Here is a 14257-nt window from a genome sequence, read left to right as displayed (position 1 = left end):
AGCAATGGACAATATTTTGGCTCGATTAGGTCATATGGTTGCAGTTGGAAAAATTAACAAAAATACACCTCGGCCTGCGGATATGATTGGAATGGATGGTGCCGATGAACTTGCTGCCCAGGCAGTTAAACTCGGTATTGCTCCCAATGAGATTTTGAACAAAGGTCTTTTACTGGGGATGAGTGTTATTGGGGAAAAGTTTTCCAGGGGTGAAGCCTTTATCGCCAACATGCTCATTTCTGCTCAGGCTATGAATGCGGCTATGGAACATCTACGCCCATTCTTTGAATCTGGAGAGATAAAGTCAACGGGTACCCTCGTTCTGGGAACCGTCAGGGGCGACCTCCATGATATAGGTAAAAATTTAGTCAAAATGATCCTGAAAGGAGATGGCTGGGATGTTATCGATCTGGGGACAGATGTCAGCGCTGACGAATTTGTAACAGCAGTTGATGCGAATCCTCAGGCGTTGGTGGGGCTGAGTGCATTGCTGACTACCACCATGCTAAATATGGAGGAGGTGATTATGGCTCTAAAGAACAGAAATCCAAAGACACGGGTGTTCATTGGAGGAGCTCCAGTCTCACAGATGTTCTCAGAAGAAATTGGTGCCGATGGCTACTTTCGGGATCCACACAGTTTTGCCCGGTCTCTCCGCACCCGATAATTGGAGATTTTATCATGAGCAGATATACTTCGCTAGCTATTAGTAACCCGGAAGATCTAATTTTCGGCGTATCCCCAAAAAAAGTGCACTGCGGGAATGGTCTCGTCATTGGTAATGGTCTGGTAATCCCGGAAATCAATTTTACCCTCCCAACAATACTCATAAATGAAGCAAATTGGAAAACAGTACTAGACCACTACACCAGTATATGTGAAAGTGTCATCCACCGAGCCAGAACACTTGAAGTGCCAGGTCTGGTCATTGAGTTTGAGCAACTTCCTGTTATGACTATGCATCCTGAGTGGGGTGCTGAAATCACCATGCTAATCAAAAAACAGCTTGATGATTTCTTTAAAGCTTCGGGCATCCCCAATGCGTTGCGTGTTACAGTGGTTGATTTGCGCGATGCTGACAAGCCGCCTCTGCTGAGAAGGGGTGAAAGCTGGGAGCATACTCGCAACGCTTTCGAACTTTCTGCCCAGGCAGGTGCTGATATTTTGTCCATTGAGTCTGTGGGTGGAAAAGAGGTTCACGATCAAGCTTTGCTCTATGCAGATTTATCAGGAATCGTTGCCAGTCTTGGCGTCCTGGCTTTCCGGGACGTTGCCTGGTTATGGGAAGAGATTACTGAAATCGCAGAAAGGCATGGTGTCGTTGCAGGTGGCGATACAGCATGTGGATTTTCAAATACCGCCATGCAACTGGCAGGACGGGGCATGTTGCCCTCATCTCTGGCTGCCCTGGATAGAGCCGCGTCTGCTCCCCGAAGTCTGGCTGCCTTTGAACATGGAGCAGTGGGTCCGTCAAAGGATTGCGCCTACGAGGGTCCAATTATCAAGGCCATCACAGGTGTGCCCATCAGCATGGAAGGCCGATCTTCATGTTGTGCTCACTTCAGCCCTTTGGGAAACATAGCCGGAGCCATGGCAGATCTATGGAGTAATGAGTCAGTACAGAACATCCAACTTCTCAGCGGCTCAGCTCCTGAAGCCTTTATGGAATTATTGGCCTATGATTGTCGTTTGTTTAATACGGCATCTCAATCTAATCCAATTGCCCTTAGAGACATGTTGGTGAAAAGTGATCTGGAGTACAGTCCCGAAGCTCTCATGCTTGAACCTGAAACTGTGATTAAAATAGCAGGTGCCATTATTGGTCAAACAGATGGATATCTGCAAACTAAAGCAGCCATAGAAGTAGCCTACGAATCAATTATCACCGCCCATAAGCAGAAAACGCTTAAGATCAAAGATGCTGATCTAGGCTGGTTACAAAGTGTCCCCCAAGCTCTGGAATCATTACCCAAAAACGAATCAGAGGCTCTGGAATACCTCATCAAGGGATATGGACAATATTTCATACCAGAAGCCTATGGATTCTAATCTTTGATCCATAAAATTTAATTGTTTTAGGTAATCTTGAGCTATAATCAAAGCCGAGCAATATTTAATACTAGAAATTGACAGCTTGAACTGACGCTCATTGAGTTGAATCAATTTAACCAATTATTCTGAAAAGGTTTTCACATGTTAAGTCGCCTCCCCATTGGAATGTTCGCCAAAGCATTGGCACCCAGATTAAAATACCTACCTGTTGTTACTCGTGCTGCCTGGCGTAAACACCTCCATGTTCAAGGTGACCTGAAAGCCGGAAACGGATTTGCCCGAAGACCTCCTTATCAAATCAGTTTGCGCATCACCAATCGTTGTAATCAGCGCTGTGCCATTTGCGGACAATTTGGTGATACTGGATATATGAATGAGGGTGAGGGTGACTATCTGCTTTCGGAGCTGAAATTTGAACATTATAAAAAAGTGGTTGATGACACATCTCACTATAAACCAATTTTCTATATCACAGGAGGGGAAGCCCTTTTATATAAGGATCTGTTCAGGCTTACAGCATATATCAAAGAAAAGGGCTGCTACGTCTATGTGATCACCAATGGCGCCTCTCTTGAACGCAATGCCAGGCAGATTGTTGAACAGAAATGGGATATGCTCACCTGTTCTTTTGACGGACCAGAGGCGATTCATGATAAAGCCCGCGGCGTTCCAGGAACCTTTAAGAAAACAGCTCGTGGAATAAAATTGCTGCTTGAAGAACGGGGGCGAAAACCCGACCCCTATTTTTTGCTTTCCTCTACCGTGTCTGAGACCAATCAAGATCATCTATCAGAAATGTTTGATACAGCCGCTGAGCTTGGTCCCGATGGCCTCATTTTATATCTCTCCTGGTTCACCACCCAGGAAATTGGTGAGAAACACGCCAGTATTCTTAAAACAGAAATGGATGTAGATGCTAATACCTGGAAATCCTATATCGGACAAAACACCAGGATTAATGCGCCAGGGGTGAAAGCAAGCCTGGAGAAAATTGCTAAAAAGAAATATCCCTTTGGCTGGTTTCCCGTACCCTTTATTAAACCTGACCAGCTTATTCCTTACTATGAGGAGCCTGAAAACTTCCTGGGTTATGGTCCCTGCGTTGCTCCCTACTTGATGATTGATATCATGCCAAACGGAGATGTTGTGACCTGCCGAGATTATATTGATGTAAAAGTGGGTAACATTCAGGAAACCCCCATACTCGAGTTGTGGAACAATGACCGTTTTCGTGAATTCAGAACCCTTCTGAATAAAGAAGGGGGAACCCTGCCTCAGTGCAGCCGCTGTTGTGGTTTAATGGGGTTTTAAAATATCTAATCCACTTGGTTATGTGTAAGCTTGAAGACACAATGATTCCATAAAAATATTATTGTATACACGGAAAGAATGTTATAGCGTCCTGCTCTATCAATTAGAGTTTGGGGCGCTTGGTTATTCAGAGATTTGAAAAGGAACCGGGTATCAATGATTACATTGGAAATATTTGGAACAAGCGATATCCAGAGACTGATTGACTGGATACCAGATTCTGATTTTTTATTGCAATGGGCCGGCCCGGAGTATGTTTTTCCCCTGGATGAAGCGCAACTTAATCGTACTCTCAAAAAAACCAGAGGCGCTCATCCTTCCCATTTCATGTTCAAAGCGATGTTAAACAGCGTCACAGTTGGTCATGTTGAAATCATGGCTGTGGATTATGTTGAGAAGCGTGGCGTACTTGCCAGAATACTTATTGGTCCCAAAAATCATCGAGGTAAGGGCTGGGGCAAATCAATGATTCAGTCAGCCCTGAATTTTGCATTCAATGATCTGGCACTGGACAATCTTGATCTTGGTGTATTCAAGTTTAACAAAACAGCCGTGCATTGCTACAAGCAGCTTGGATTCGAGCCATACATAACCATTCCAAATTTGGAAAATGATAAATGGACGCTTCTGAGAATGAATTTGAACCGGATTACCTGGCAAAGAGCGGCCAAAGGAAATTGAGCAGATTGATTAGATAAATCCCTGAAATATTAACCGAAAGAGCCAAAATATGAATAAAATCGCCATCGCTGCATGGGATAAACTTGAACCACTGGTGCCAGTCTATGCCATGCTTGCCAATGTTGATCTGGTTATCACCAGATTTCAAGATAAAGATGAGGTCTCAGTTCTCTATGGGAGGTGTCACCACAGGGGCGCTTTGCTGGCAGATGGACATATTCAGGGGGATGACCTCATCTGTGGCTTGCATAATTGGGATTACAATTATAAGTCAGGGGTTAGTGCCTACAATAATGAAGAAAAACTTCATAAATTTACAGCATGGGTTGAGGATGGGCAAGTCTGGGTAGATGAAGATGAGATTAAAGCCTGGGAAATCCAAAATCCTCAGCCCTATAACCGAGATGCGTATCAGGGGCTATATCAGGACGTTCACGGTGCTCCAGAAGAACCACATGCCCAATACATTCAACATTTGGCCGAAAAAGGACTCAGTGAAACAGGGCATCATGGGCGCGTTGACGCCATGGGTGTTCCCAGACAGGAGCTACCCAGCTGGGATGATATTCAATTGTTGACAGCTCAACTGCATAAAGTACCCCTTTTGGATGAGACCCAAGTTGGAACCCAGGTAATTATTGGTCCAAATGCAAAGAAACCACTGGTTCTGGACCGACCTCTTTTCGTCTCAGATATGAGTTTTGGCGCCCTCTCTGAAGAAGCCAAAGTTTCCCTGGCAAAAGGCGCCGAACTGGCAGGAACCGGCATCTGCTCAGGTGAAGGCGGCATGCTTCCCGATGAACAGGCAGCCAATAGCCGTTATCTCTACGAATTGGCTTCAGCTCGATTTGGCTACTCCATGGATAAGGTCCAAAAATGTCAGGCCTTTCATTTTAAGTGCGGCCAGGGCGCAAAAACGGGAACAGGTGGTCACCTCCCAGGGAACAAGGTTAAAGGTAAAATCGCTGAAGTCCGTGGCCTGGCTGAGGGAGAACCAGCCATTTCACCACCTCGATTTCCAGATTGGGAAGACTTGGAAGATTATAAACAGTTTGCTGGGGAGGTCAGAGAAGCTACCGGTGGAATCCCCATTGGTGTAAAACTTTCAGCCCAGCATATTGAAAAGGACATTCAGGCAGCTCTGGATATTGGCGTTGACTACATCATTCTGGATGGTAGAGGCGGAGGAACCGGTGCAGCACCGCTCATATTCAGAGACAATATATCTGTACCAACCATACCAGCTCTCGCTCGTGCTCGCCGTTATCTGGATCAGCAGGGTCGTCAGGATATTTCACTGGTTATCACAGGAGGACTTCGATTACCAGCAGATTTTATTAAAGCCTTGGCTTTGGGTGCTGATGCCATAGCAGTTTCCAACTCTGCTATCCAGGCCATTGGGTGTCTCGGAATGCGCGCTTGCCACACCAACAATTGCCCCGTGGGGATCGCCACTCAGAAACCTGAATTGAGAGCACGCATTAAAATTGAAAAAGGAGCCCAACAGCTGAACAACTTTTTCAGAGCGTCTACTGAGTTAATGCAAGTCATGGCAAGAGCCTGTGGACACACTCATTTAAATCAATTTAATCATACTGATCTCACCACCTGGAAACGCGAGATGGCAGACCTCAGTGGCGTAACTTATGGAGGAATATTACATGAGTAATCATGAAAAAATAAACTACCTGGAATTTCCTGCGAAAAATATGGAGCAGACCAAAACCTTCTTCGGGGAGGCGTTTGATTGGTCCTTTGTTGATTATGGACCTGATTATGTCGCTTGTGCCAATGCAGGGATTGATGTCGGGTTTTTTAAGTCAGATCTGACAGCTGAGACGAGTTCAGGAAGTGTGCTTATTGTCTTCTATAGTGATGCACTCGAGGAAACGCTTGCGAAAGTTGAACAGGCCCAGGGTAAGATCATTAAACCAATATTTTCATTCCCTGGGGGGAGACGGTTTCACTTTTCCGATCCCAATGGAAACGAATTTGCTGTTTGGGCTGAGCCCATAAAATCAGAATGAGCAAAAATTCCAGGCTTCCTGCCCTATATCCACCTTGTATCTCAAAGCATCAAGAATAGTTTTCTGCGTACCATTCAACGATTCATGTTGAGGCCTGTTAGGCTTGTATCTCGGGGGATAAAAGGAAGTAATAATTTATGATCAATAACATAAAACCCCTGGGATTCATGTGGAAAACCAGAGACCCCTTTCTCTTCTGTGTTCATCATAACGATGCCTATCCTGTAGGTGATGGAAAAAATGGGTCCGTCAGCTTCGTTATCTGGACGCAATATAGGTCAGGATTTCGACCAAAAAGATGGCTGGAATATGTATCATGGTCGTCAGATACCAGGATTCCCTGCTCACCCGCATCGAGGGTTTGAAACAGTGACTGTCGTATTGGATGGCCTGGTAGATCACCATGACTCAGCTGGAGCTGCTGGTCGCTATGGGAATGGAGATGTGCAGTGGATGACTGCTGGAAGTGGTCTACAGCATTCAGAGATGTTCCCTCTGGTTCACGAAAACCAACCCAATCCCATGGAACTGTTTCAAATCTGGATAAATCTTCCAGCAAGGTCAAAAACTGCAGAACCAGCATTTAAAATGCTCTGGTCAGAATCCATTCCTGTCATCAAATCTCATGACAAAGATGGAAGAAAAACAGAAACCCGGGTCATTGCCGGCAATTTTGAAAAAACATCTGCACCGGCTCCTGCACCTGACTCCTGGGCAGCCCAATCAACAAACCAGGTAGCAATCTGGGTGATCACACTGGAGGCGGAGGCTGAGTTCGTTCTCCCATCGAGTAAGGCGGGAGTAAATCGAGACCTCTACTTTTACCAGGGCAGCTCCATAAATATTACTGGTCAAAAAATCCCAGGATATCATGCCGTAGAACTGACAACGCCAGATGAAGTCAAGATCAAAAATGGAGGGGAGCAGTCACGGATACTTCTCCTGCAAGGCATGCCCATTGACGAACCCGTGGTTCGATATGGACCCTTTGTCATGAACACTCAGGCTGAGATTCAGAAAGCCTTTGATGATTTTAGGTCGACACAATTTGGAGGATGGCCCTGGGACAGAAATGACCCCGTAAACCCTATAGGTCAGGGCAGATTTGCCAGATACGCTGATGGTAGAGAAGAAATCAAGGAATCCTGAGGCTGATTTTTGACTAGAATGAAATCAATCCTGATGATGTTACCAGCAGTTCTCTTTATGACCTGTTCCCAAATGGATGATAATGCCATCCCCAGGGATCAGTTTACCCAGGTGGAGATCAGCGATTTTGAAGTCAATATGGATAGGGATTATATCAGAGGTAAAATTCAGAATAATGGCACCCATAATATCACCTCATCTATCTTCAAATTTGAAATATACGCCGGAGCAGATTCTCTGGATTCTTCAAAAGTGCTACTTTCTCAGAATTTTGTGGTCCGTGAACCCCTAAAACCAGGCTACTCAACAGAATTCTATTTTGAATTAAAAATGGATTATGATTACACAAATTTTCACTATTCATACGATATTGATCAGATAAAGGGTCGCGAGAAACAATTATTATTCGCTGGAGGTCTTAAGCTTCATTGAGGAAAAGGGGGAAATAGTATTATACTCTCACCAAACCATGAGGTGTGCTGAATGAAATGTCCATATTGTGCTGAAGAAATCCAGGATGGTGCAATTTTTTGCCGTTACTGTTCAGCAATGAAAGAAAATGATCTCTGGATACCGCCCTCTGCAGGAAAAAGTTCTGAATCTGGTGGTCTCATAGGACCACGTTTTACCATGAGGTTTGCAGCTTTCTTTTTCTTCATCTCGGCATTGATAGAGGTTGTTACAATTGGTTCTCCAGTATCCTTGTTTGGTGCTGAGCGCGCGGGGTTTATGGCAGTGGTTTACCACCTCTTATACCTGGGAATATATGGGGGCGTGGGATTGGGCTTGTGGACTGCAAAATATTGGGGTTTTCAAATGCTGTTTTCAGGAACCTTGATCTACACGGTTGACAGGCTTCTCTTTATCATGTATGGTCAGGCTACATCCAGCCTCTTAAGTGAATACGGTGAGATGATGGGAGCCGGGGGGCAAGATGTCGTGGCCCAGGCTTCTGCATTGACTGTTGTTGCCACACTGATTGCATGGTGGGGTTTTGTAGCCTATGTATATTTCAAACGAGATTATTTCCAAGATCCTTCTACTCTTAAAGTATAATTAAGGTAAATTCTAAACCCATGGATCCTTTCGAAACTAAGAAAACCAAAAAACCTTCCAAGCGTCACCAGCCACGAGGGCTCACCATTTTATTTGAAGACAACGATATTCTGGTTGTTGATAAGATGAGTGGCCTCCTGTCTATGAGTAATGCTAAAACCCGTGATAGAACAGCCTATTTTGTCTTGAACAATTATGTCCGCAAGGGGAATGCAAAATCTCGAAAACGAATCTATATAGTTCATCGTTTAGATCGAGATACTTCAGGTGTCCTGGTCTTTGCAAAAAGTGAAAAGAACAAACGCTATTTGCAGGAAGAGTGGAAAAATTTCAGTAAAAAATACTATGCAGTAATTCATGGGAATCTTGATGAGAAGGAGGGTATCCTTTCTTCATATCTGGCTGAAAATGTGGTCTACAAAATGTATTCCACTGAGGATCAAAAAGTGGGCAAGCTTGCCAAAACAGGTTATAAGGTTCTCCAGGAGTCTAAAAGATATAGCCTGGTCGAGATTGATCTGATCACTGGTCGAAAAAATCAAATACGCGTTCAATTCGCTGATATTAACTGTCCCGTAGCTGGAGATAAAGTCTATGGCGATAGTGCTAAAGGTATAAAGAGATTGACCCTCCATGCAGGATCCATCAACATCAAACACCCAGGCACAAAACAAAGAATGACCTTTGAGGCAAAAATTCCCAGCTACTTCCAGTATCTTCTGAACAAATAATCGTAAAGGATAATGACGTGGATGTTGCCATCATCGGGGGAGGAGCAGCAGGTTATTTTTCAGCCATATCCGTTAAAGAAAATTATCCAGACGCCGATGTGGTTATTTTTGAGAAAACACATTTCTCCCTGGCCAAAGTCAAGATATCCGGTGGGGGGAGATGTAATATCACCAATGGCAATACATCTATCAGCGTGCTGGCCAGCGGGTATCCCCGGGGCAAAGCACTCATGAAAAAAGCATTAAAAATTTTTAACACCAAACATACGATGGAGTGGTTTGAATCTCGGAGTGTGCCGCTCTTTGTCCAGGAAGATATGCGCGTATTTCCAGTTTCCCAGGATTCTACAAGTATTATTCATTGCCTTATGGACCAGACGGAAGCAAAGGGTATTGCCTGTGAGTATTGGTCTGGCATTCAAGCTATTTCTCCTATAGGGAATAAGTTAAAACTGGAATTTTCCCGTCAGGATTTACGCCCCAGGACTTTTGATAAGGTGATTGTGGCAAGTGGTGGATCACCTAAATCTGAGGGTTTGGAGTGGTTGGCAAAGCTTGGGCATCACATTGTGGAACCTGTACCATCCCTGTTCACATTCAATATGCCCGATGAATCCATTGTTGAGCTTACGGGTGTTGCAGTAGATCCGGTGCTGGTCAGCATACCAGGCACCAGTTTGAAAACAAGAGGACCCCTACTCATCACGCATTGGGGATTTAGTGGGCCAGCTATTCTGAAGCTTTCAGCTTTTGGAGCCAGAATTTTCAATGAAAAAGACTATAATTTTAATCTCAGAGTCAATTGGCTGGATCAAGCCAATCATGAACTCGTTTTGATCCAGTTAAAGGAAGTGGTTGCAGAACATGCCTGTAAGCTCCTACCCAACATAAGACCCTTCGGTTTGCCAGATAGGTTGTGGCGCTATCTGCTTCAAAAAAGTGGATTGTCTCCGACGAAAAAGTGGAGTGAGCTTGGCAATAAGGGATTGAATAAGCTGGTTACAGCTCTCACCAACGACTCATATAAAGTATCTGGAAAAACAGGTTTTAAGGATGAGTTTGTGACCTGCGGAGGAGTAAGCCTGGACAGTATTGATGGGAAAACCATGGAGAGCAAAGTATGTAAAAATCTGTATTTTGCCGGTGAGGTTCTGGATATTGATGGCATTACTGGTGGCTATAATTTCCAGGCAGCCTGGACCACAGCTTTTATTGCTGCAAAACTTAATTAAAACATATTCTGATATAGGCTTAATATTATCAATGTGTAAACTGTCAGTTCAGACAGTATAGAAAAGGGGAGACTATGAAAACAACACGCAGAGAATTTCTCAAATCCGTAGGTATGGGTACCACTGCTTTGATGGCGCCAAACTTATTTTTGAATTCGTGTATGAAGAAGGTTCGCCCCAACATCATTTTCATTATGAGTGATGATCATGCCGAGCGGGCTATCAGTTGCTATAACGACTCCTTGATCCAGACCCCTAATATTGATCGTATTGCATCTGAGGGTGTTCGATTCCAGAACAGTTTTGTCACCAATTCTATCTGCGGACCCAGTCGAGCTACCCTGCTCACCGGAAAGTATTCACACTTAAATGGGATGTTGGATCATAGTTGCACCTTTGACGGCAGCCAGCTCACCTTTCCCAAGCTGCTTCAAAAGGCAGGTTACCACACATCAATTGTCGGCAAATGGCATCTGAAGACTGAGCCAACAGGGTTTGACTATTGGAATATTCTCAAGGGTCAGGGGCAATACTATAATCCAGAATTTAACGAAAATGGCGAAAAGAAAACCCACATCGGGTACGCCACTGACATTATCACTGACCAGGCCATTGAGACCCTGGACAAGTTGGATAAGTCAAACCCATTTTGTATGCTAATCCATCATAAAGCGCCCCATCGCAACTGGATGCCCAACTTGAAACATCTGGATGCCTACACCGATCAGGAAATTCCCCTTCCCGCAAATTTTCATGATGAATATGTAGGTCGGATAGCAGCAGGTGAGGCTGATATGCGTATTGATGATATGTATCTCACTTTCGATTTGAAGCTTCACGCCGAGTCAATCGAAAAAGAAACAGGCTCTGGTGGCAAGCAATCTTTTGCAGAAAAGGTCACCGAGACCTGGAAAAGTACCTACAATCGGATGACAGATGAGCAGAAGGCTGGTTGGGATGCCCACTATGATAAAGTAAATGAGGAGTTTAAGCGTCTCAAACTTACTGGCGATGAATTACTAAACTGGAAATATCAGCACTATCTCAAAGATTATCTACGCTGCATCATGTCCGTTGATGAAAATGTTGGTCGCGTACTTGACTATCTTGATCAAAATGGTCTGGCTGAGAACACGCTGGTTGTGTATACATCAGATCAGGGTTTTTATCTTGGTGAACATGGCTGGTATGATAAGCGGTTTATGTATGAAGAATCATTGAGCATGCCCCTGGTAATGCGCTACCCCCAGGAGATTCAGCCAGGTCAGGTATCTGATAATATGGTTATGAATCTGGATTTTTCGTCCACCTTCCTTGATTTTGCCGGGATTGCGATTCCAGCTGAGATGCAGGGCCATTCATTACGGGGCATTGTGAGGGGAAATCCACCTGCGGATTGGCGAGATTCCATATACTACCACTACTATGAGCATCCCCATGGCTGGCATGATGTGAGACGGCACTATGGGGTTCGAACCGAACGTTACAAGTTGATTCACTATTATGAGGAAGATGGTTTCTGGGAACTGTTTGATCTGGAGAAAGACCCATCTGAAATGAACAATGTTTATTCAGATCCGGCTTATGCCAAAATCGTTCAGGAGACCAAACAAGAATTAGTCAGACTGCAAAAACTCTATGGGGATGTTGAAATAGACAAATCCTAGTTTAGAGAATATTTATTCAAAATCTCTTTGTGTAGGTGTGACAATAGGGTGTACCACCTGACTTGATATAATAGTCCTGATGATAATCCTCACCAGAATAAAACTCACTGGCGGGGGTCACTTCCGTTACCACATCCAGGTCCTTCTTTTCAAGCAGGCCGATAAGCTTTTCAGCCGTAGCCTTCTGTTCTTCAGAGAGATAGAAGATACCTGATCGATATTGCGTTCCCAAATCTGGACCCTGTCCATCTTCCTGAGTAGGATCATGGGTCTCAAAAAACAGTCTTGCTAACGTTTCATAACTTACTTTTTTTGGGTCAAAAACAACCTCTACAGCTTCAGCATGTCCTGTGGTTCCAGTACAAACTTGTTTATAGGTAGGGTTAGGCAGAAACCCACCGGTGTAGCCCACGCTGGTTGAGATGACGCCATCCAGTTTTTGAAGTTGATATTCAACACCCCAAAAACAACCCGATGCAAAAATAGCTTTTTCCATGTGTATCTCCACTGGTTCAAAATTTAAAGAAATTGAGTTCACGCAATGCCTGGTATTCTTGGGAGTAAATCCTTCCCCCAGAAAAACATGTCCGAGATGTCCACCACAATTTGAACAAAGAATTTCAGTTCTCCGTCCATCTGCATCAGTTACACGTTTTACAGCACCTGGGATTTCATCATCAAAACTGGGCCAGCCACACTGGGCATCAAATTTATCACTGGACTGATAGAGGGGAGCATCACACTGTTTACAGGTATACGTTCCAGTATCTTCATGATGCTCATATTTACCACTGAATGGTCTTTCAGTGCCTTTTTTGAGGATCACTCGTTGTTCTTCCGGGGTCAATTTATTGTATTTCATAGGCTCCTGCGCTTGGTTGCAGTTAAAAAATGATAGGCTAATAAGCAGGATGGCCAATGATTTTGGGCAGCACTTCGATTCTTTTTGGCTTCGCATGGCCTCCTCTTTCTAATTAATCTAACCACAATATACATGCGCTTCTTTACGATATATGATAAAAATAGTTCCACTTTACATTAAGTATCAGGTCAATAAACAGTTTTCCTGCTTTTATTCTTGCTAGAAGACCAATTCAATTGATTTAAACAAACAAACTTCAGAACTCTATCAGAACCATCATTTTTTCGGTTTATATTGTTCTGATCACTCCACGGAATCGTGAGGAAAAATAATTCAACAGGGCATGCGTTAAGCAAGATTAATAAGGCGACGCAGTCTCGATGCTCAAATGTTCGTGGGATATCTCGGAAAGGTAGGCTATGGTTACCGGTGCACAAAAAATCCGCTTAGGCATATTTTTATTTATTACCACGGTATTGTTACTGGTGACATTGGTAATTGTCGCAGGAAAAAGCTTATTGGAGAAACGGGACCACTACTTTATTCAATACAGCAACATTTCCGTTATTGGTTTACAGTCAGGAAGTTCGGTCAAATATTACGGTATTAATGTTGGTCAGGTGGATGATATCAGTATTGATAACAATGACATTAATAATGTGACGGTGAAGCTCAGTCTGAAAAAGGGCACACCCATCAAGGAAGATGTACTGGCCACCCTGGTCAGTGTGGGTATTACTGGAATAAAGCAAGTGGAGTTAACCGGTGGTACCAATGAAGCCAAACTACTCAGCCCGGGATCCAATATCCAGCCGGGTACCTCCTATATGGAGGATATTACGGGGAAGGCAGAATTGATTGCCGAAAAATTTGAAGTCCTCTTGAACAACTTTATCGCTTTAACCTCAGAAGACAATCGCATTAAGGTGGGTAATATCCTTACAAGTACTCAGGATCTGGTTGCTGAGAACCGAGAAGTGCTCAATGCCAGTTTGGGAAACATGAATGCCCTCCTTGCAGAAAATCGCAAAAACCTGAAGCAGACCATCAATTCATTTAATCAACTCATTGATGAAAATCGAGCCACGCTCAGTCTGGCGCTAAAAAACACAAATTCCCTCATTGAGGAAAGTCGCGCTCCGCTACAAAAAACTTTTAGTCAAATGGACTCTGCAAGCCTGGCCATGGCCAGTTTTATGGTTGCAACCCGCCAGAGCTTGAGCCGGTTGGATACGGTACTAAATAATGCAGCAATTTTTAGTGACAACCTGGCTGATGCTAACATCGCTGTTATTGTCGCTGATATTAACAAGACACTAAATACAGTAAATGAAACCTTTACCCATATTGATCTGACTATTCTAAAAACACGTCCGGATCTGATTAAATCTATTGAATCTTTAAAATTATCCGCAGAATATTTGAGTGAGTTTTCACGAAAAGTGAATGATGATCCTTCGCTCCTGCTGCGCTCAAAACGTTAAAATCA

13 protein-coding genes and 1 pseudogene are annotated in these 14257 nt (G+C 43.9%); 13 read left to right on the top strand and 1 reads right to left on the bottom strand.

The features are described 5' to 3' along the window. Nucleotides 1-4 precede the first annotated feature (4 nt). From ISR87_00145 to ISR87_00090, 12 genes and pseudogenes are all read left to right on the top strand, one after another. Nucleotides 5-667, top strand: a complete 663-nt coding sequence (locus ISR87_00145; GenBank protein ID MBL7023833.1) for a cobalamin-dependent protein — start codon at nucleotides 5-7, stop codon at nucleotides 665-667. Nucleotides 668-681: 14 nt separating this feature from the next. After that, a complete protein-coding gene (locus ISR87_00140) occupies nucleotides 682-2049 on the top strand; it encodes a hypothetical protein (GenBank protein ID MBL7023832.1) in 1368 nt (455 codons plus the stop codon). A 144-nt stretch (nucleotides 2050-2193) separates the two neighbouring features. After that, nucleotides 2194-3363, top strand: a complete 1170-nt coding sequence (locus ISR87_00135) for a radical SAM protein (protein MBL7023831.1) — start codon at nucleotides 2194-2196, stop codon at nucleotides 3361-3363. 156 nt (nucleotides 3364-3519) lie between these two features. Then, nucleotides 3520-4044, top strand: coding sequence for a GNAT family N-acetyltransferase (locus tag ISR87_00130; protein ID MBL7023830.1), 525 nt, complete (start codon nucleotides 3520-3522; stop codon nucleotides 4042-4044). A gap of 49 nt (nucleotides 4045-4093) precedes the next feature. After that, nucleotides 4094-5713: an alpha-hydroxy-acid oxidizing protein gene (locus tag ISR87_00125; GenBank protein MBL7023829.1), complete on the top strand. Its 1620-nt coding sequence runs from the start codon at nucleotides 4094-4096 to the stop codon at nucleotides 5711-5713. Beyond that, a complete protein-coding gene (locus ISR87_00120; GenBank protein ID MBL7023828.1) occupies nucleotides 5706-6071 on the top strand; it encodes a VOC family protein in 366 nt (121 codons plus the stop codon). Before ISR87_00125 ends, ISR87_00120 begins: the two co-directional genes overlap by 8 nt. Nucleotides 6072-6208: 137 nt before the next feature. Then, a pseudogene (locus ISR87_00115) lies at nucleotides 6209-7220 on the top strand (pirin family protein). 18 nt (nucleotides 7221-7238) lie between these two features. Then, nucleotides 7239-7652: a hypothetical protein gene (locus ISR87_00110; protein ID MBL7023827.1), complete on the top strand. Its 414-nt coding sequence runs from the start codon at nucleotides 7239-7241 to the stop codon at nucleotides 7650-7652. Between the two features lie 51 nt (nucleotides 7653-7703). Continuing rightward, a complete protein-coding gene (locus ISR87_00105; protein MBL7023826.1) occupies nucleotides 7704-8276 on the top strand; it encodes a zinc ribbon domain-containing protein in 573 nt (190 codons plus the stop codon). 20 nt (nucleotides 8277-8296) lie between these two features. After that, nucleotides 8297-9007 (top strand): RNA pseudouridine synthase, encoded by a 711-nt coding sequence (locus ISR87_00100; GenBank protein MBL7023825.1) that lies wholly within the window; start codon nucleotides 8297-8299, stop codon nucleotides 9005-9007. Nucleotides 9008-9024: 17 nt separating this feature from the next. Continuing rightward, a complete protein-coding gene (locus tag ISR87_00095) occupies nucleotides 9025-10239 on the top strand; it encodes an NAD(P)/FAD-dependent oxidoreductase (protein MBL7023824.1) in 1215 nt (404 codons plus the stop codon). Between the two features lie 113 nt (nucleotides 10240-10352). Next, entirely contained in the window at nucleotides 10353-11906 is a 1554-nt protein-coding gene (locus ISR87_00090; GenBank protein ID MBL7023823.1) for a sulfatase, read from the top strand. A gap of 16 nt (nucleotides 11907-11922) precedes the next feature. Here ISR87_00090 and ISR87_00085 read toward each other — a convergent pair whose 3' ends face one another. Further along, on the bottom strand, nucleotides 11923-12768 hold the full coding sequence (locus tag ISR87_00085; protein MBL7023822.1) for a bifunctional methionine sulfoxide reductase B/A protein: 846 nt from the start codon (nucleotides 12766-12768) through the stop codon (nucleotides 11923-11925). A gap of 419 nt (nucleotides 12769-13187) precedes the next feature. Here ISR87_00085 and ISR87_00080 point away from each other — a divergent pair, with 419 nt between their 5' ends. After that, nucleotides 13188-14252 (top strand): MCE family protein, encoded by a 1065-nt coding sequence (locus tag ISR87_00080; GenBank protein ID MBL7023821.1) that lies wholly within the window; start codon nucleotides 13188-13190, stop codon nucleotides 14250-14252. Nucleotides 14253-14257: the final 5 nt, after the last annotated feature.

The sequence above is a fragment of the Candidatus Neomarinimicrobiota bacterium genome, assembly GCA_016784545.1.
Taxonomy (GTDB): domain Bacteria; phylum Fidelibacterota; class UBA8477; order UBA8477; family JABMPR01; genus JABMPR01.
This window is presented reverse-complemented; position numbering and strand designations above follow the sequence as displayed.

Excerpts from the sequence above, each read along its gene's own strand:
- ISR87_00145 (MBL7023833.1), top strand. The coding sequence starts at position 5 with ATGGACAATATTTTGGCTCGATTAGGTCATATGGTTGCAGTTGGAAAA.
- ISR87_00130 (MBL7023830.1), top strand. The coding sequence starts at position 3,520 with ATGATTACATTGGAAATATTTGGAACAAGCGATATCCAGAGACTGATT.
- ISR87_00140 (MBL7023832.1), top strand. The coding sequence starts at position 682 with ATGAGCAGATATACTTCGCTAGCTATTAGTAACCCGGAAGATCTAATT.
- ISR87_00090 (MBL7023823.1), top strand. The coding sequence starts at position 10,353 with ATGGGTACCACTGCTTTGATGGCGCCAAACTTATTTTTGAATTCGTGT.
- ISR87_00105 (MBL7023826.1), top strand. The coding sequence starts at position 7,704 with ATGAAATGTCCATATTGTGCTGAAGAAATCCAGGATGGTGCAATTTTT.
- ISR87_00110 (MBL7023827.1), top strand. The coding sequence starts at position 7,239 with ATGAAATCAATCCTGATGATGTTACCAGCAGTTCTCTTTATGACCTGT.
- ISR87_00100 (MBL7023825.1), top strand. The coding sequence starts at position 8,297 with ATGGATCCTTTCGAAACTAAGAAAACCAAAAAACCTTCCAAGCGTCAC.
- ISR87_00135 (MBL7023831.1), top strand. The coding sequence starts at position 2,194 with ATGTTAAGTCGCCTCCCCATTGGAATGTTCGCCAAAGCATTGGCACCC.
- ISR87_00120 (MBL7023828.1), top strand. The coding sequence starts at position 5,706 with ATGAGTAATCATGAAAAAATAAACTACCTGGAATTTCCTGCGAAAAAT.
- ISR87_00125 (MBL7023829.1), top strand. The coding sequence starts at position 4,094 with ATGAATAAAATCGCCATCGCTGCATGGGATAAACTTGAACCACTGGTG.
- ISR87_00085 (MBL7023822.1), bottom strand. The coding sequence starts at position 12,768 with ATGAAATACAATAAATTGACCCCGGAAGAACAACGAGTGATCCTCAAA.
- ISR87_00080 (MBL7023821.1), top strand. The coding sequence starts at position 13,188 with ATGGTTACCGGTGCACAAAAAATCCGCTTAGGCATATTTTTATTTATT.